19 protein-coding genes and 2 other annotated features are annotated in these 17,609 nt (G+C 40.9%); of the genes, 16 read left to right on the forward strand and 3 right to left on the reverse strand.

Features of this window, described 5'->3' with window-relative positions:
- The first annotated feature begins 480 nt into the window (after positions 1-480).
- The 5 genes from polA (at position 481) to C509_RS0119375 (ending at position 6,480) form a co-directional block, all read left to right on the forward strand.
- Positions 481-3,099 carry a DNA polymerase I gene (gene polA, locus C509_RS0119355; protein ID WP_033370390.1) on the forward strand — a complete coding sequence of 873 codons (2,619 nt, stop codon included), beginning with the start codon at positions 481-483 and terminating at the stop codon, positions 3,097-3,099.
- 38 nt (positions 3,100-3,137) lie between these two features.
- Entirely contained in the window at positions 3,138-3,965 is an 828-nt protein-coding gene (mutM, locus tag C509_RS0119360) for a DNA-formamidopyrimidine glycosylase (RefSeq protein WP_018708588.1), read from the forward strand.
- An 89-nt stretch (positions 3,966-4,054) separates the two neighbouring features.
- Positions 4,055-4,687: a sporulation membrane protein YtaF gene (gene ytaF / locus C509_RS0119365; RefSeq protein ID WP_018708589.1), complete on the forward strand. Its 633-nt coding sequence runs from the start codon at positions 4,055-4,057 to the stop codon at positions 4,685-4,687.
- Between the two features lie 17 nt (positions 4,688-4,704).
- A complete protein-coding gene (gene coaE / locus C509_RS0119370; RefSeq protein WP_018708590.1) occupies positions 4,705-5,307 on the forward strand; it encodes a dephospho-CoA kinase in 603 nt (200 codons plus the stop codon).
- Between the two features lie 144 nt (positions 5,308-5,451).
- Positions 5,452-6,480, forward strand: a complete 1,029-nt coding sequence (locus tag C509_RS0119375; protein ID WP_018708591.1) for a glyceraldehyde-3-phosphate dehydrogenase — start codon at positions 5,452-5,454, stop codon at positions 6,478-6,480.
- A 59-nt stretch (positions 6,481-6,539) separates the two neighbouring features.
- Here C509_RS0119375 and lepB read toward each other — a convergent pair whose 3' ends face one another.
- Both lepB and C509_RS27265 read right to left on the reverse strand, forming a co-directional pair.
- Positions 6,540-7,088, reverse strand: coding sequence for a signal peptidase I (lepB, locus tag C509_RS0119380; RefSeq protein WP_018708592.1), 549 nt, complete (start codon positions 7,086-7,088; stop codon positions 6,540-6,542).
- Positions 7,089-7,195: 107 nt separating this feature from the next.
- Positions 7,196-7,330 (reverse strand): hypothetical protein, encoded by a 135-nt coding sequence (locus C509_RS27265; protein ID WP_281168094.1) that lies wholly within the window; start codon positions 7,328-7,330, stop codon positions 7,196-7,198.
- Here C509_RS27265 and nrdR point away from each other — a divergent pair.
- From nrdR to thrS, 5 genes are all read left to right on the forward strand, one after another.
- Positions 7,299-7,754 (forward strand): transcriptional regulator NrdR, encoded by a 456-nt coding sequence (nrdR, locus tag C509_RS0119385; RefSeq protein ID WP_026319982.1) that lies wholly within the window; start codon positions 7,299-7,301, stop codon positions 7,752-7,754. The genes C509_RS27265 and nrdR overlap by 32 nt on opposite strands.
- 16 nt (positions 7,755-7,770) lie before the next feature.
- The gene (locus tag C509_RS0119390; RefSeq protein WP_018708594.1) at positions 7,771-9,204 is read left to right on the forward strand and encodes a replication initiation and membrane attachment family protein; all 1,434 of its coding nucleotides are present in this window, start codon (positions 7,771-7,773) and stop codon (positions 9,202-9,204) included.
- On the forward strand, positions 9,188-10,123 hold the full coding sequence (dnaI, locus tag C509_RS0119395; RefSeq protein WP_018708595.1) for a primosomal protein DnaI: 936 nt from the start codon (positions 9,188-9,190) through the stop codon (positions 10,121-10,123). Before C509_RS0119390 ends, dnaI begins: the two co-directional genes overlap by 17 nt.
- Positions 10,124-10,229: 106 nt before the next feature.
- A complete protein-coding gene (locus tag C509_RS0119400) occupies positions 10,230-11,027 on the forward strand; it encodes a putative sporulation protein YtxC (protein WP_018708596.1) in 798 nt (265 codons plus the stop codon).
- A gap of 60 nt (positions 11,028-11,087) precedes the next feature.
- Positions 11,088-11,314, forward strand: a binding site (T-box leader).
- Positions 11,315-11,364: 50 nt separating this feature from the next.
- A complete protein-coding gene (gene thrS, locus C509_RS0119405; RefSeq protein WP_018708597.1) occupies positions 11,365-13,296 on the forward strand; it encodes a threonine--tRNA ligase in 1,932 nt (643 codons plus the stop codon).
- Between the two features lie 133 nt (positions 13,297-13,429).
- Here thrS and C509_RS0119410 read toward each other — a convergent pair whose 3' ends face one another.
- Positions 13,430-13,975 (reverse strand): YusW family protein, encoded by a 546-nt coding sequence (locus C509_RS0119410; RefSeq protein WP_018708598.1) that lies wholly within the window; start codon positions 13,973-13,975, stop codon positions 13,430-13,432.
- Between the two features lie 204 nt (positions 13,976-14,179).
- Positions 14,180-14,322: a sequence feature (ribosomal protein L20 leader region), on the forward strand.
- A 117-nt stretch (positions 14,323-14,439) separates the two neighbouring features.
- Between C509_RS0119410 and infC the strand changes: the two genes are divergently transcribed.
- The 6 genes from infC to C509_RS24910 all read left to right on the forward strand — a co-directional run bounded on the left by infC (position 14,440) and on the right by C509_RS24910 (position 17,595).
- Positions 14,440-14,943, forward strand: a complete 504-nt coding sequence (gene infC, locus C509_RS0119415; RefSeq protein ID WP_018708599.1) for a translation initiation factor IF-3 — start codon at positions 14,440-14,442, stop codon at positions 14,941-14,943.
- Between the two features lie 21 nt (positions 14,944-14,964).
- Positions 14,965-15,165 (forward strand): 50S ribosomal protein L35, encoded by a 201-nt coding sequence (gene rpmI / locus C509_RS0119420; RefSeq protein ID WP_018708600.1) that lies wholly within the window; start codon positions 14,965-14,967, stop codon positions 15,163-15,165.
- 26 nt (positions 15,166-15,191) lie between these two features.
- Entirely contained in the window at positions 15,192-15,545 is a 354-nt protein-coding gene (gene rplT / locus C509_RS0119425) for a 50S ribosomal protein L20 (RefSeq protein WP_018708601.1), read from the forward strand.
- Positions 15,546-15,791: 246 nt separating this feature from the next.
- On the forward strand, positions 15,792-16,424 hold the full coding sequence (locus tag C509_RS0119430; RefSeq protein ID WP_245542510.1) for a TVP38/TMEM64 family protein: 633 nt from the start codon (positions 15,792-15,794) through the stop codon (positions 16,422-16,424).
- A 315-nt stretch (positions 16,425-16,739) separates the two neighbouring features.
- Positions 16,740-17,057 (forward strand): PadR family transcriptional regulator, encoded by a 318-nt coding sequence (locus C509_RS0119435; protein ID WP_018708603.1) that lies wholly within the window; start codon positions 16,740-16,742, stop codon positions 17,055-17,057.
- 94 nt (positions 17,058-17,151) lie between these two features.
- Positions 17,152-17,595, forward strand: a complete 444-nt coding sequence (locus tag C509_RS24910; RefSeq protein ID WP_018708604.1) for a DUF2812 domain-containing protein — start codon at positions 17,152-17,154, stop codon at positions 17,593-17,595.
- Positions 17,596-17,609: the final 14 nt, after the last annotated feature.

Below are 17,609 nucleotides of genomic sequence, written 5' to 3' on the forward strand. Positions count from 1 at the left end.
GCGAATACTCTTCGGAATCGGGAAATACTCTTAACTTTTCGTAAAATACTCTTCAGAATCCGGGAATACTCTTAACTTTTTCGCGAATACTCTTCAGAATCCAGAAATCCTCTTAACTTTTCGCGAATACTCTTCAAAATCGGGAAATACTCTTAACTTTTTCAAAATACTCTTCAGAATCCGGGAATACTCTTAACTTTTCGTAAAATACTCTTCAGAATCCAGGAATACTCTTATTTTCCATAAATACTCTTCAGAATCCAGAAATACTCTTACCTTTTGCAAATACTCACCCAAAATCCAGCAATCCCATGAACGATCCGCTTCAAATTATATGACTACAATATCTGTATTCCGCTTTTTGCTTTCTTCTCTTTTTTTCACATTCCCGAACACACATGCTAGAATAAAAATATCAGACAGGCGGACGCTCTGCTTGCTTAGGAGGTATTTGGCTTGGGAAAAAATAGTAAGAAATTGATGCTTATTGATGGAAACAGTATTGCCTATCGCGCTTTTTTCGCTTTGCCGCTGTTGCATAATGAAAAAGGGGTTTATACGAATGCCGTATATGGTTTTACAACAATGCTGATGAAAGTGTTGGAAGAGGAGAAGCCGACTCATATTCTTGTTGCTTTTGATGCCGGTAAAACAACGTTTCGTCATGAAACTTACAAAGAGTATAAAGGTGGTCGCCAGAAAACTCCGCCGGAGCTTTCCGAACAGTTTCCATTTCTTAGGGAGCTGCTGGATGCCTATGGTATTAAGCGGTATGAACTTGAAAATTACGAAGCTGACGATATTATCGGAACCCTTGCTGTTGATGCGGAAAATAATGGGTATGAAGTAAAAGTAATTTCCGGTGATAAAGACTTGACACAATTAAGCACTGACCATATTACCGTCGGAATTACGAGAAAAGGAATTACGGACATCGAAAATTATACGCCGGAGCATATTAAGGAAAAATACGGTTTGACACCTGAACAGATTATTGATATGAAAGGGTTGATGGGAGACCAGTCGGATAATATTCCAGGTGTGCCTGGAGTCGGAGAAAAAACAGCAATCAAATTGTTGAAGGAATTTGGCACTTTGGAGAATCTACTGGAATCCATCGACAAGGTTAGCGGCCCAAAATTAAAAGAGCGTCTGGAAGAATTTAAGGAACAGGCTGCATTGAGCAAGGAGCTCGCGACCATTTTGACGAAAGCCCCTATTGATGTCAATATGTCAGATTTGATTTATGAAGGCTATAATCCTGCTGTTCTGAGATCTCTTTTCCAGGAACTTGAGTTTAATTCCCTTCTCGGAAAATTTGAGGACGGAGAAGAAAGTGAGGATCAACCGGAAAATGAAGCCATTAAGTTCCAGACGGTTGATTCAATTGACGATAGTCTTTTTACGGATAGTATGGCTCTGTATGTGGAAATTCTTGAGGATAATTACCATACAGGTCAAATTGCCGGCTTTGGTCTTTCAAGCGACAAGGGAAATGTTTTTATTCCCGCGGAAGCCGCATTACAATCGGAAGCTTTTAAAAATTGGGCGGAGGACGAATCAAAGAAAAAGCAGGTATATGACGGAAAACGGTCGATTGTTTCTTTAAGAAGGCATGGAATTAATTTAAAGGGAATCGATTTTGACCTGCTGATTGTGTCTTATTTACTTAATCCATCCGAATCAACGACTGATTTTGCAGGCGTTGCGCAGCGCCATGGTTATACGAACGTACAAACGGATGAAGCAGTTTATGGCAAAGGTGCGAAGAAAAAAGTGGCCGAAGGAGATATCCTTGCTGAACATCTCGCCAGAAAGGCACTGGGCATAGCATCCTTGTACAAACCATTGCTTGATGAACTGGATAAAAATGAACAGATCGATCTTTTCTATGACTTGGAGCTTCCGCTGTCTTTCATTTTGGCGGATATGGAGTATAAAGGTATCAAAGTGGATATAGATCGTCTGAATGGCATGAAAACTGAAATGGCTCAAAGGCTGAAGCAGATAGAAGAAAAAATATATGAACTTGCGGGCGAAAAATTCAACATCAATTCACCCAAGCAGCTTGGAGTCATCTTATTTGAAAAGCTTGGTCTGCCTGTCGTCAAAAAAACTAAGACCGGTTATTCCACGGCTGCGGATGTTTTGGAAAAGCTTGCACCCTCTCATGAAGTCATAGAGGAAATCCTAAACTATAGACAGCTAGGGAAGTTACAGTCGACATATATAGAAGGCTTGCTTAAAGTGGTTCATAAGGATTCCGACAAAGTCCATACTCGCTTTAACCAAGCATTGACCCAAACGGGAAGATTAAGCTCCACAGATCCCAATCTGCAAAATATTCCCATCCGCCTGGAAGAAGGACGAAAAATCCGTCAGGCATTCATTCCTTCACGTGAAGACTGGGTGATTTTTGCTGCGGATTATTCACAAATTGAACTTAGGGTCCTCGCCCATATTGCGGAAGACGAAAAGCTGATGGAAGCCTTTAGGGAAGACATGGATATCCATACTAAAACAGCAATGGATGTTTTTCATGTCAGCAGGGAAGAAGTAACATCCAATATGAGGCGTCAGGCAAAGGCGGTCAACTTCGGGATCATTTATGGAATCAGCGATTACGGACTTTCACAGAACCTGGGAATTACTAGAAAAGAAGCCGGTATATTCATTGATCGGTACCTGGAAAGCTTTCCGGGAGTACGCAACTATATGAAGGACATTGTGATGGACGCCAAACAAAAAGGCTATGTATCGACTCTCCTTCATAGAAGAAGATATATTCCGGAAATCAACAGCAGGAATTTTAACATCAGGAGCTTTGCAGAACGGACTGCAATGAATACCCCCATTCAGGGAAGTGCCGCTGATATTATAAAAAAAGCAATGATTGATATGTATAAAAAGCTTGAACAAGAAGAATTGAAGACACGTCTTCTGCTGCAAGTGCATGATGAATTGATTTTTGAAGCTCCCAAAGACGAAATCGAGATATTGGAAAAACTGGTTCCCGACGTGATGGAACATGCATTGGAGCTCAAGGTTCCGTTGAAAGTCGATTATTCATTCGGGCCCACATGGTATGATGCAAAATAAATATCAATCAACATGCTGAAACATCAGGGAGTGAGAATATGCCGGAGTTACCGGAAGTTGAGAATGTAAGAAAATCGCTGCTTCGATTAGTTCGGGGGAAAACGATTCAAAAAGTTGAATCCGGATGGCCCAAAATCATCAAACGTCCTCTTGAAGTTGAGCAATTTTACGATGCTTTGGAAGGTCAGACAATCCAGGATTTACAACGAAAAGGGAAGTTTCTCATTTTCATGCTTGATCATTATTCGCTTGTTTCACATTTGCGTATGGAAGGCCACTACAGTGTAAATCAGAGTGGAGAGCAAGCGGATAAACACACCCATGTAATTTTTAAGTTTTCAGACGGAACCGAAATGCGATATCGTGATGTCCGAAAGTTTGGTACCATGCATTTATTCAAAAAGGGTGAAGAAGAAAAAGAGTTGCCTTTATCAAAGCTTGGTCCCGAGCCCTTTTCACAGGATTGTTCACTCGGTTATCTTAAATCTGAGTTTCAGAAAACCGAACGGATTATAAAGGCAGTATTGCTTGATCAGAGTATCGTGGCGGGACTTGGTAATATATATGCGGATGAGGTTTTATACAAATCAAAAATTCATCCGGAAAGAAAAGCCAATACGCTTACAGAAAAAGAAATTCAAAAGCTTAGCCAAGAAATGGTGCAGACATTGGAAGAATCCATTTCGGCGGGTGGGAGTTCGGTGAACACTTACATGGATTCAATGGGATTGAGCGGAACTTATCAGGAAAGGCTTAAAGTTTACGGCCGGAATGGTAAGTCATGCCTGGACTGCGGAACCATTTTGGAAAAAACAAAAACTGCAGGACGGGGAACTCATTTTTGTCCAACATGCCAAAAGAATTAAGAAAAGCGCGCTGAAATCAGCTTTTTAACCATCAGCAAGCATCCTTCATATAATAATTTATCGCAATTTGAAGGGGAAGGAGCTTGCAGATGGGCTATACATTTTCTCTTTTATTATTAGCAGTTGCAATTAGTCTTGATAGCTTTGGAGCCGGATTGGCGTATGGATTGAGGAATATTAAGATTCCTCTTAAGTCGATTATGATCATCGCTCTTTGCACCGCTTTATCTCTTGGTGCTGCCATGTTTTTCGGGCAGTTGATTCAAGGATTCCTGTCGCCTGCGGCAGCTAACCGAATAGGAGGAGCAATCCTCATAGCTATCGGAGGCTGGGTCATTTTTCAGTTTATCAGATCGGAAAAAGACCAAACTGGCCACCAGGAAAAATTGGAATTTAATTGGGAAATCAAATCTCTTGGAATTGTCATCCATATTTTAAAAAAACCGACTAGGGCTGACTTTGATTCTTCGGGAACAGTCACAGGTGTCGAAGCATTCATGCTTGGGATGGCGTTGTCTCTTGACGCTTTTGGTGTAGGGATCGGTGCAGCGATGCTTGGATTCAGCCCAATCATTTTATCCGGAGCGGCAGCTGTGATGGGCGGATTGTTTTTAGCTGGAGGAATTGCTTTCGGCGGATTATTTGCCCATATGCGCGCTATACAAAAATTCACCTTTTTTCCAGGTGTACTGTTAATTGTCATTGGACTTTTAAAAATGTAAATGAAAGAGGCAGGCAAATGGCATTTATTATAGGATTAACAGGAGGAATTGCAAGCGGCAAAAGCACAGTTTCCAAGCTTCTCGAAAAACGGGGTTTTGCCATTGTTGATGCAGATGTTGCAGCAAGAAAAGTCGTCGAGCCAGGTGAAAAGGCAAATAAAGATATTGTGGAGGCGTTTGGCAGCAGCATCCTTTTGACAGATGGAACGCTTGACAGGGCCAAACTGGGTTCGATTGTTTTTCAAAACGATGACGAACGAAAAAAGTTAAATGCCATCGTCCATCCTGCTGTTCGGAAAAAAATGAATGATTGGCAGGAGGAAGCCATTAAAGCTGGAAAACGGACGATCATTCTTGATATTCCCCTGCTGTATGAAAGCGGATTGACACATCTTGTAGAAAAAACAATTGTGGTTTATGTCAATGAATGCACCCAATTGAAAAGACTGATAGAAAGAAATAATTTTACTGAGGAAGAGGCAAAATCAAGAATTGCGTCTCAAATTCCTTTAAAGGAAAAAATGGAAAAAGCCGATGCTGTGATCGATAACAACGGCAGCGTAGAAGAAACTGAAACGCAGCTGGAACAGCTGATTGAAAAATGGAAAATGAAACCTTAAACGGGAGTGCATGAGCGCTCCCGTTTTTGGTTATTTTAACGGTAAAAGTCATCATTTTGTTATTTCTTTTTATTTTAAATATGTTATACTATTTACGATCAAATGAAATTAAGTATAACACTATATAGGGGGCTCCCGGTTATTATGAAGGCTAATATTGCAATTAATGGATTTGGCCGTATCGGCCGCATGGTTTTTAGAAAAGCGATCATGGAAGACCGATTTAATATTGTTGCGGTCAATGCAAGCTATCCTGCAGAAACACTTGCCCATTTAATCAAATATGATACAACCCATGGCACATTTGATGCAGATGTACAAGCAAAAGAAAATGCTTTGCTTGTAAACGGAAAAGAAATTAAATTATTAAGCAATCGTAATCCTTTGGAACTTCCTTGGGGAGAATTGGGTATCGATATTGTCATTGAGGCTACTGGTGTATTTAATTCCCGTGACAAAGCGGCAATGCATCTGGAAGCTGGCGCCAAAAAAGTCGTTTTGACAGCTCCTGGTAAGAATGAAGATGTAACGATCGTCATGGGCGTAAACGATAAAGATTTGAACATCAACAAGCATGACATTATTTCCAACGCATCTTGTACAACAAACTGCCTGGCACCAGTCGCAAAAGTAATTGACGATGCATTTGGCATTGAAAACGGCTTGATGACGACTGTTCACGCTTATACGAACGATCAAAAAAACCTTGATAACCCGCATAAGGATCTGCGCCGTGCACGTGCATGCGCACAATCCATTATCCCTACAACAACAGGTGCGGCAAAAGCATTGTCGCTTGTCTTGCCTCACCTAAAAGGTAAATTGCACGGAATGGCACTCCGTGTTCCAACTCCTAACGTGTCACTTGTTGACCTTGTTGTAGATGTTAAACGCCCTGTAACAGTTCAAGATGTAAATAAAGCGTTCGAAACAGCCGCAAACGGTCCGTTAAAAGGTATTTTGTCCTTTACGACAGAGCCGCTTGTTTCCATCGATTTCAATACCAATTCGAACTCGGCTATCATTGACGGTCTTTCAACCATTGTCATGGATGATACAAAATTGAAAGTACTTGCCTGGTATGATAACGAGTGGGGTTACTCCTGCCGCGTAGTGGACCTTGTCTCTTATGTAGCATCTTTACTTGATAAAAAAGAAGCGAAAGCAGGCTAGTTCGAATAAATAAAGGGACAAATCCGAAATGGATTTGTCCCTTTTATGTTTGAGTCCTATTATTTGGCGAGTCCAATGTCATTAAAAGGATAAATTTTTAATTTCACTTCCCCTATCACTGAATCATATGAAATGAGCCCGAATGTTCGGCTGTCCTTACTGTTTAATCGGTTATCCCCCATCACAAACAACATGTTCTCAGGAACTTTGGTTTTCCCGGTTTTCTCCAATAAAGAAAAATCTTCAGTCAGGCTGTTGTTTGGATTGTTTCTTTTATTTTCCGATAAGTAGGGTTCATTGTATGCTTTCCCATTTATATAGAGTACATCCTTTTTCACTTCAATGCTGTCTCCCGGCAGCCCAATTACACGCTTGATATAGTGTTCACTTTCAATATCAGGCGCATTGAATACAATCACATCAAATCTCTGGATCTTGGATGTTTTACTGATTACAACTCTATCGTGATCTTGGAAGGAAGGTGACATTGATTCTCCAAAAACAGTGATAGGCGAGAAGAAAAATTGTCTGCATATGAATGCGAGGATGATGGCAAATGCGAGTGATTTGGTCCAGGAAACCAATTCTTTCTTTGTCGTTTCTTTCATGTCTTTCCCTCCCAAAAATATTATTTTATTATATTTACTGTATACTATATAAACAACTAAGAACAAGGTATTTCTTGTAAATTATTTTTCCATAAGCTTTTTTACTGTTACCTTTTTAACGCGATCGTCGCTTTCGTTTTTCTCCTTTTTCTTTCCACTTCAATTACTGTATAATGAATAGAAGCAAACTTGAACGGAGCTGAAGAAGAGATGAAATGCCCTTCATGCAAGCATAACGGCACGCGTGTCGTGGATTCAAGGCCTGCAGATGAATGGAGATCAATCAGAAGAAGGCGTGAGTGTGAGCGGTGCACCTATCGTTTCACGACATTTGAGCGAGTGGAAGAAACGCCTCTGATCGTAATTAAAAAAGAGGGAACCCGAGAGGAATTTAGCAGGGAGAAGATTCTGCGAGGTTTAATCAGGGCTTGTGAAAAAAGGCCGGTTTCATTGGAGCAGTTGGAAACAATCACTAACGAGATTGAAAGTGAACTGCGAAATATGGGACAATCGGAAGTCAATTCGGAGGCAATCGGAGAAATGGTGATGGATAAACTTGCAAAAATAGATGAGGTCGCCTATGTCCGTTTTGCTTCAGTGTACAGGCAGTTCAAAGACATCAATGTGTTCTTGGATGAACTGAAAGATTTAATAAAAAAAGATTAGTGAAAGTGTGTTTGGCTTGAAACAGTATTGGAACGAGGTACAGCCTATAGATAGTTTTTATGCAGTGATGAATGGCCGTATTTGTGACCATGACAAGAAAGTGATTTCTTTCTTATATCAGCCTCTAATGGGAATGGCCTGCACCAATCTTTATACAACCCTTGCGTATATGGTCGAAGAAAACCGTCTTTGGTCCGAAGAGTGGAACCACTACCATCTAATGGAATTATTGGGCCTGAATTTGGATGATATTTACCAAGCGCGATTGAAGCTTGAGGGCATGGGGCTGCTGAGGACATTTATTAAAGAAGCGGCTGATCAAAGGGTATATATTTATGAGTTGCAGCCACCGCTATCAGCGGAACAATTTTTTACCGATGGCATGCTGAATATTTATTTGTACCAAAAGGTTGGGCAAACCCATTTCCTTAAACTAAAGAGAGCTTTTTCCGATTCGGCGATAAATAAAGAAGAGTTTGCTGAGGTTACCCGTTCTTTCCAGGATGTGTACACTTCCATGAGCATTCATACATTGAAAAATCTCGAAGGGCAGGAATACAGCTCGCCCGACTCGAACATGAGGTATATTCACCGTGAAAAAGCGGAACCGATACATATTTCCACTGACAGTTTCAATTTTGATCTGCTTCTGTCCGGTCTGACCACTGCCATGGTTCCAAGAAAAGCCTTTACTTCGACAGTCAAGGACACCATTATAAAGCTTTCTTTCCTATATTCTATTAATGAAATCGATATGCAAAAGGTTGTCTTATCAAGCATGACACCAGACGATAAGATTGATTTGGACGAGTTGAGGAAAGCAGCACGGGATTGGTATCAGATGGAAAATGATGATCAGCTTCCACAGTTGGTCAATCGAAAGCAGCCCGTCATGTACCGGGAGAACGATGGTGCAGGTGTATCAAAGGAAAGCAAACTTATTTTTTATTTGGAGACCACTTCACCAAGGCAGCTTTTAATTGATCTGTCTGAAGGGGCGCAGCCTGCAATGTCCGATTTAACGGCAGTGGAAGAAATTATGCTGGGCCAGCAGCTTGAACCCGGGGTCATGAATGTTCTGATCCATTACGTCATGTTGAAGACGGATATGAAATTATCCAAGAATTATATGGAGAAGATCGCTTCGCATTGGGCACGAAAAAAGATCAAGACAGTCAAAGCCGCCATGGAGCTTGCAAAAAGTGAACATCGGCAATATCAGACTTGGGCCAATGAAAAGAATGAACGGAGTCAAAAACGCAAAACTCCTATCCGTACCGAAAAACTTCCGGACTGGTTCATCATGCAGGAACAGGAGCAAGGGGAAGTTAAAACAAAAGCCCCAATTGTAAAGCATGATCAGGACTTTGAGGAAAGAAGACGAAAATTGGAAGCAATCCAAAGAAAGTATCGAAAAGATGGAGGTGAAAAAGGTGGAAAGCATCAATAAAACTATGCAAAAGTTATATCAGACTCCTGAATTCCGCAAGAGATACGAAGATTTAAAGCAGGAAGTGCTGGAGAATCCTGATATTCAGGTCTTTTTAGAGAGTAATAACGAGATCGTGACTGACAGGATGATTGAAACAAATTTAATGAAACTGTATGAATATAAATCACAAACGAAAAATTGCCAAGAGTGCCCCGGCCTTGCCAGATGCGTGAATATCATGAAGGGCTATGAGCCTTCACTTGTGATTGAAGGTAGCAGAATAGATATTCATTACCGTCCATGCCCAGAAAAAGTCCTGGATGATGAACGGCGGAAAGCAAGAAAGCTGATCGAAAGTTTCTACATGCCGAAAGATATTCTGAATGCATCCTTTGCGGATTTTTCATTGGACAGTGAAGGAAGGTTGGACGCGTTTGAATATGCTGAGAGGTTTACGGCCGATTATTCACATGGAAGCAGTATGAAAGGACTTTACCTGCACGGGGAGTTCGGTGTGGGCAAGTCCTATTTATTGGGGGCCATTGCCAATCAGTTGGCGGAAAAAGGAATTTCATCACTAATCGTGTATGTTCCAGAGTTTCTTCGAGAAATGAAACAGTCCCTCGGCGACCAAACATTGAATGAAAAACTGGAAACAGTGAAAAAAGCTCCTGTCCTCATGCTTGATGATATTGGGGCAGAAGCGATGTCAAGCTGGACAAGAGATGAAATTCTTGGGTCGATTATGCAATTTAGGATGCATGAACAGCTTCCCACCTTTTTTACATCGAACTTTGATTTCAGTGGTTTGGAACACCATTTAACCTATTCCCAAAGAGGGGAAGAGGAAAAAATGAAAGCCCGAAGATTGATGGAGAGAATCAAATTCCTTTCCTTTCCAGTCAAATTGGGTGGACCAAATCGAAGACACTTTTAAGTACCCTGAACGGGTACTTTTTTTATGTCCAAGGTATAGCTGGGACGTGCCCCCCATATACATGAATCAATGGTATGAAAGTGTCAGCCAAAGGAGGGGGCCCAGCATGGATATCATCTTTTTAACCGAAGAAGAAGCCATTCAACTGCAATCTTTTTTTCTTAAGCACGATGTGGATGAACAGTTTGCAAAAATACAGGATACATTTGTTTTTTCATTACCTGAAAAAGAATGCTATATGGATATACTTGCACATTTCATCATTCATGTTAAAAGAGGCGAGTTCCTTCATAAGATACTTTACGAAAAGTTTTACTATGAAAATGCGGAAGAACGCGAGCAAATTATTGAAATCGTATCTGAAATGTGCAGTGGTAAGAGAGAAGAATTAATCGCATTGACTGGAAAAATCAATGAGTTGGAGTTAGTCAGGAATGCAGTGGGAGATTTTTTGGAATCATCTGATTCTGTAATGCTTGACTCTCTTTTAACATTCAGATTAAAAGAATATCAAGAGACACTGATCAGATTTTTACATGTGGCTATTGACGAATACAAGATGGAACAAGAATATCAGATGTTCATCAATATGCTGCGGGAGTATTTAAAGGACCGTACTCCGAGAATGAGAACGGTACATCTTTCGATAGATGAAGATATAAATTTTTATGATGAAAATTTTCGTGCCATGAAAAAAGAACAAATATTGAAAATGGTTGATCGCCGCCTGCTTGCGATTCATCCTGTATATATCGATTCAGCAGTCATTGCGCCACTTTTATCCATGGCTCCTGAAAAGATAATTCTCTACACTCCATATGATGAGAAGCCGCTGGTAAGGACTTTAATCAATATATTTGAAGAAAGAATGATCATCCTTCCCCCGTTTAAGGAATCCAAATAATTGAATCCTCTTGATTTTATGCAAGCAACATTCTATAATACGTACATAATCATATTAATCTAAACAGTTATGACAAGGACAAGAGTATTCTTTTACGGTTTACAGAGAGGGAAGGCCAGCTGAAAGCTTCCTAACACGATTTGAATACTTACCACCTTCGAACTCCGGCCATGAAATTCGAGTAGTGGGCGGCGGATCATATCCGTTATATTATTCTAAGTCATAAGATGGCAATGCCGTGTTATGAAAATTAGGGTGGAACCACGTGCACAAAACTCGTCCCTTTCTAGGGATGGGTTTTTTTATTTTTAAATGAAAGAGAAAAGGAGTAGATTGTATGGCTGGCCAAATAAGAATCACTTTCCCAGATGAATCCGTTAAGGAATTTCCTGCAGGGACTACAACTGAAGAGATTGCAGCTTCCATCAGCCCTGGGTTGAGGAAGAGCGCGGTTGCGGGAAAATTGAACGGCAAATTGATCGACCTTAGAACTCCCATCAAGGAGGATGGAGCCATTGAAATCATCACCCCCGGAAGCGAAGAAGCACTTGAAGTGCTGCGCCACAGTACAGCCCATTTGATGGCACAGGCTGTATCAAGGCTATATCCTGACGCTAAGTTTGGGGTAGGACCGGTGATCGAAAATGGGTTCTACTACGATATGGACCTGGAGGATTCATTGTCACCGGACGATTTGCCTGTCATTGAAAAAGAAATGAAAAAAATTATCAATGAGAATTTGGAAATCGTACGGAAAGAAGTAACAAGAGATGAAGCAAAGAAGCTTTTTGCACTTGATGAGTATAAGCAGGAACTGATAGATGCCATTCCAGCGGATGAAAAAGTGACAATCTATGAGCAAGGCAATTTTTACGATTTATGCCGCGGCGTGCATGTTCCTTCCACTGGTAAAATCAAATTTTTTAAATTGTTGAGCATTGCTGGTGCATACTGGCGAGGGGACAGCAACAATAAAATGCTGCAGCGCGTCTATGGAACTGCGTTCTTTAAGAAGAGTGATCTCGAAGATCATCTGAAAATGCTTGAGGAAGCGAAAGAACGCGACCATCGCAAGCTTGGAAAAGAGCTTTCCTTATTTACAAACTCACAAAAAGTGGGGCAAGGGCTGCCGTTGTGGCTTCCAAAAGGTGCGACAATCCGAAGAATCATTGAGCGCTATATCATAGATAAAGAAGTGGAACTTGGATATGATCATGTGTATACTCCGGTTCTGGGAAGTGTTGACTTGTATAAAACAAGCGGCCATTGGGATCATTATCAAGAGAACATGTTTCCTATCATGGACATGGACAATGAGCAGCTTGTTTTACGTCCAATGAACTGTCCGCACCATATGATGGTATATAAAAATGAAATCCATAGTTATCGTGAACTGCCTATTCGGATTGCAGAACTCGGAACTATGCACCGGTATGAAATGTCCGGCGCCTTATCCGGACTCCAGCGCGTTCGCGGTATGACATTAAATGACGCCCATATATTTGTGCGTCCCGATCAAATAAAAGACGAATTTATCCGCGTAGTTCAGCTGATTGAAGAAGTGTACCGTGATTTTGACCTTGACGAATATTCATTCCGACTTTCCTATCGTGATCCTGAAGACAAAGAAAAGTACTATGATGATGACGAAATGTGGGAAAGAGCACAATCCATGCTGAAAGAAGCCATGGATGAACTGAAACTGGATTATTATGAGGCCGAAGGGGAAGCTGCTTTCTACGGTCCGAAACTAGATGTACAGGTGAAGACGGCTCTTGGCAAAGAAGAAACACTGTCGACTGTACAGCTTGACTTCCTGCTTCCTGAAAAGCTTGATTTGACATATGTCGGTGAAGACGGCAAACAGCACCGGCCGGTTGTCATTCACCGCGGAGTCGTGTCAACGATGGAGCGGTTTGTCGCATTTTTGATCGAGGAATATAAAGGGGCATTCCCGACATGGCTTGCACCGGTTCAGGTTCAGGTAATCCCTGTCTCCCCGGATGTGCATTTCGACTATGCCAAGCAAGTTACTGACAAATTGAAATCAAATGGATTGCGGGTAGAAATGGATAAGCGCGATGAGAAGATTGGCTATAAAATTCGTGAAGCCCAAATGCAAAAAATCCCTTACATGCTGGTTGTAGGCGACAATGAAGTCGAAGCTGAGGCAGTCAACGTGAGAAAATACGGTGAGAAAAAGACGGAAACCGTTCCGTTAAAAGAATTCATCACACATATTCAAGAAGAAGTAAAAAATTACAAGTGATCATTTGAATTTTCATTTGGGATCAGATCCCCAGCGAGGTAACGCGTTAAAGCAGTGGGGGTCTGACTCCATAAAAAATCAGGTGAAGAAGAACAGTTTCGTTTTTCTTCACCTGTTTGATTTTAAAGCACGCTTATTTTCGATCCTCGAATTCTTTTTTCGTTCCGTTTTTCATCGTATATTCCAATTCAAACTTTGTATAGTTGACATCAAGCTGGAATGTGTCAAGGATTTGCTGGATGGCATCTTCCTTTTTCGTGTTTTCATCAATTCTTACTTCCTGCATTAACGTATATAATGTCTGGAAGGCTTCCATTCCTTTCAGCTTCTTATCGTGTACAGAGTCATTCAATTCCGCACGGTAAGAGCCAGACCCTGCATCCTTTTCTTCATATTCAAAATCATACTCCATATCTGGGGCATAATCGATTTCCAGATCGAACTTTGTATATGGGAAATTGTCCATCAGTTTTTTGGAGTTCATATCCTGGACATTGCCATCATCAGATTTGTTGCCACTATCTTCCTTGGTGATGATATCATCATTCGTTGTTGCATTTTCATTTGGCGGTGGAACAACTTGTTCTTTTGGATGGTTGTCCACTGAGGGATCGTCTGAACATGCTGCTAAAACAAAAGCGAACAAAGGTATTGAAATGGAATAGATCCATTTTTTCATATGTCTGAACCCTCCTCATAATTGTGCTATCTAACAGAAGTTTTTCCCATTCCTTTAAAAATAAACATTTTCCTAAAAAACATTGCGGGGTTCACATAAATTTGATATTATTAAAAACGTTGTGATCAAAAGGCTTCATATGCCTGTCATTTGACAAATGTATATTATCCATGATAAACTTAATAAGGTTAATCGAATACTTGTTTGTGTAAGAAGGAGCTGCCCGCTTCTCGCCTGATTGACGCATCCATGCTGTTAACAGGTTATGAATGTTTAGCAATTATCCACACAATTGTATGTGTGATTAAGTGCGGGCCCTTTTTAGCGGCCCGCACTTTTTATTTTGGACCAACTTGATAAAGATAGGCGAAAAGAATCACAAGACCGGAATTGATCAGCCCTATTTTTACTCAAACTCAGTATTCTTGAAATTACCTTGGAGGTGGCTAACTATTAGCAAAGATATGTTTGTGAATGAAGGCATTCGTGCCCGTGAACTTCGTCTCATTGACCAGAACGGTGAACAGGCGGGTGTCAAATCCCGCAACGAAGCGCTTGATATCGCTGCACGTGCAAACCTTGACCTTGTATTGGTGGCACCGAACGCAAAACCACCGGTGGCCAGGATCATGGACTATGGAAAATATCGTTTCGAACAGCAGAAAAGAGAGAAAGAAGCGCGTAAAAACCAAAAAGTGATCAACGTGAAGGAAGTTCGTTTGAGTCCTACAATTGATGAGCATGATTTTAATACAAAGCTCCGTAATGGACGAAAGTTCCTTGAAAAAGGAGATAAAGTGAAAGCATCCATCCGCTTCAGAGGACGTGCAATCACTCATAAAGAAATCGGCCAGCAAGTGCTGACACGTTTTGCCGATGAGTGTAAAGACTTGGCTACTGTCGAGTCCAAACCACGAATGGACGGCAGAAGCATGTTCCTTGTATTGGCACCGATTAACGAAAAGTAATGTTTTGAGGAGGAAATTCATATGCCAAAAATGAAAACACACCGCGGCGCAGCAAAACGTTTTAAAAAGACTGGCTCCGGCAAATTGAAACGTTCACATGCTTATACAAGCCACTTGGCCGCTAATAAATCCACGAAACAAAAGCGGAAACTCCGCAAGTCGGCAATCGTCTCCAAAGGCGACTTCCGTAGAATTCGTCACTTACTTGATAACATTAAATAATGAGAGAGCATTAGGAGGGAAATAATATGCCACGCGTAAAAGGCGGAACAGTTACCCGCAGACGTCGTAAGAAAGTTTTAAAATTAGCAAAAGGTTATTATGGTTCCAAACATACATTATATAAAACTGCCAACCAGGCAGTAATGAAGTCTTATATGTATGCATACCGTGACCGTCGTAATAAAAAACGTGATTTCCGCAAGCTTTGGATTACACGTATCAATGCGGCAGCACGTATGAACGGTCTTTCCTACAGCCGTTTGATGCACGGCTTGAAAGTTGCCGGCATCGAAGTAAACCGCAAAATGCTTGCAGATCTTGCTGTTTCTGACGAAAAAGCATTTGCTGAACTTGCAGACAAAGCAAAAGCTGCTCTTTAAGAACAAAAGCACAAGAGCCTTGATCACCCTTGACCAGCACAAGTTCATTCCCAAGAAGGCATTTTTCAGCCAACAGGGAATCTTCTGAGCCTTGCGGGGCTAGGTACTGAAGGCAAGCTTAAGCAGCGACGTCATTTCGATGTTGTGCTTCAGTTGACGTAGAGGAGTCATATATACATTTCTAATCATAAAAGCCATTCCCCATTTTTGAGGGAACGGCTTTTTTATATATCAAGATATGGGTTCGTGTCATATCCTGATATGAAAAAAATACATATGTATAGTAGAAAGCAGGTGATCATCATGGATGAGCAGTTATTAATCATGCTTTCAATTGTACAGGGCAGCGGAATTCTAGCCCCGGTTATGTTTATCCTGTTTCATGTCGTCAGACAATTTATGTTTATACCGGTTGCCCTGGTCTGCATGGCTGGCGGAATGTTATTCGGCAGTATCCTGGGAACGGTATATTCAATGGCAGGATTGCTGTTACTATCCGCTTTTTTTTATTTCATTATCAGGAGAATTCCCGGAACCCTCGAAAAGTTAATGAAAATCAAGTATAAATGGTTTGGGGCTCACACTAAAATGACAGTTGGCCAGATTGCTGTCTTGCGCTTGATCCCGTTCTTTCATTATCAATTGCTTAACCTTTGTCTCTATGAACGGCGGCCTGACTTTCGGGGATTTATGAAAGGATCAGTGGCTACGAACTTCCCTTTGGCATTCTTTTATACTGTTTTTGGAGAATATATTACCCGGTTTTCCCCGGGTATCGGGATCATGATTGTTCTGGCTCTATTCATATTGTTTTATATGCTTCGTGAAAAAATTGTCACAGTGAATTGGCATGATTTTTTTTCACACAAATCTCTCTAACTCCGGAAAATGAAAGGTTAATAGGCGAAGTCAAGTTTTTGGGCAAGGAAAAGTTAGAAACTGTATCATCGTCCTACCCCTCTCGCTTATACGATTCTGAGCAAGCTATACTGGGTTTCCGCCTGTCGAATAAACGGCTTTTGAGATCATGATAGTCAACGTGGGGCTTATGGCCCCATTTATAAATGGGGGACGTGTTGAACTGTCCCAGAATTTTATTTTATAAAAGTGCATTCATTACTTATTGACTTATATATCACTTTACGATATATTCTAAATGGATATATCATAAAGTGATATAAAGGGGAGTTAACATTGAAATCGTTAGAACAGCTTACTGATTCAGTATTCTATATTATGGCAGCCCTTGCTAAACCAAGACATGGCTATGCAGTAATGGGCTTAGTCGAAGAAACAAGCAAAGGGGCCTTTGTGATAGGACCTGCTTCTCTCTACACCATTATTAAAAAATTATTGAAGGAGGACTTAATTGTGTTGCATGATAACACAGATTCACGGCGAAAGGTATATGTATTAACTGAAAAAGGCAGGACGGTACTTAGAGAAGATATTGTCCGTCGAAAAGCCATGATTGAATTAGCAGAAAAAGGTCTTGAGAGGGGGATCGAATAATGGCAAGAACAAATATATGATGTCGACAGGTCTTGCTTTTTCCGAGAAGAATGATATGGAAAAGCTGAGGAAAAACGCCTTAAAGGGCTGAAATTTGAAAAGATTCCGCTTTGTAGGGTACGAGTTGGAAAAAGGTGAAGGCGAGGATGTCATTTTCAGTATTGATTATCGTACACTGAAGCCAGATGAAGAAGATGAATACTTCAACATGTTTTCGTATGCAGGCTGGACCCATGTGTGTTCCAGTTATGATATGCAGATTTTTAAAGCAGAGAAAGGTACAAAGCCGATATACAGTGATACAGAATCTGCCAGAGATAAAATAGAGCAGATTGCAAAACCAGTTAGAATGGCGGTAGTATTTTTAGCTGCATTGACGGGAATATTATGGGTCATCATGACCTTGACCTCCGGTTCGTTACAGAACATTAGTAAGTGGGCTTTCTTATTATCATTTGTTCTAACGTTACCGGCCGTTATGACAATCATGGCAATTTATTATCATAAATGGACGAAAAGAAGCAAAGCGAGTCTTTAATGTGCAACAAAGAC

The organism is Siminovitchia fordii DSM 16014 = CIP 108821 (assembly GCF_000374565.1).
Taxonomy (GTDB): Bacteria; Bacillota; Bacilli; order Bacillales; family Bacillaceae_C; genus Siminovitchia; species Siminovitchia fordii.

Bases quoted from the DNA above. Each gene is read 5' to 3' on its own strand.
- polA (WP_033370390.1), top strand. From the start codon at position 481: ATGCTTATTGATGGAAACAGTATTGCCTATCGCGCTTTTTTCGCTTTG.
- mutM (WP_018708588.1), top strand. From the start codon at position 3,138: ATGCCGGAGTTACCGGAAGTTGAGAATGTAAGAAAATCGCTGCTTCGA.
- ytaF (WP_018708589.1), top strand. From the start codon at position 4,055: ATGGGCTATACATTTTCTCTTTTATTATTAGCAGTTGCAATTAGTCTT.
- coaE (WP_018708590.1), top strand. From the start codon at position 4,705: ATGGCATTTATTATAGGATTAACAGGAGGAATTGCAAGCGGCAAAAGC.
- C509_RS0119375 (WP_018708591.1), top strand. From the start codon at position 5,452: ATGAAGGCTAATATTGCAATTAATGGATTTGGCCGTATCGGCCGCATG.
- lepB (WP_018708592.1), bottom strand. From the start codon at position 7,088: ATGAAAGAAACGACAAAGAAAGAATTGGTTTCCTGGACCAAATCACTC.
- nrdR (WP_026319982.1), top strand. From the start codon at position 7,299: ATGAAATGCCCTTCATGCAAGCATAACGGCACGCGTGTCGTGGATTCA.
- C509_RS0119400 (WP_018708596.1), top strand. From the start codon at position 10,230: ATGGATATCATCTTTTTAACCGAAGAAGAAGCCATTCAACTGCAATCT.
- thrS (WP_018708597.1), top strand. From the start codon at position 11,365: ATGGCTGGCCAAATAAGAATCACTTTCCCAGATGAATCCGTTAAGGAA.
- C509_RS0119410 (WP_018708598.1), bottom strand. From the start codon at position 13,975: ATGAAAAAATGGATCTATTCCATTTCAATACCTTTGTTCGCTTTTGTT.
- infC (WP_018708599.1), top strand. From the start codon at position 14,440: ATGTTTGTGAATGAAGGCATTCGTGCCCGTGAACTTCGTCTCATTGAC.
- rpmI (WP_018708600.1), top strand. From the start codon at position 14,965: ATGCCAAAAATGAAAACACACCGCGGCGCAGCAAAACGTTTTAAAAAG.
- rplT (WP_018708601.1), top strand. From the start codon at position 15,192: ATGCCACGCGTAAAAGGCGGAACAGTTACCCGCAGACGTCGTAAGAAA.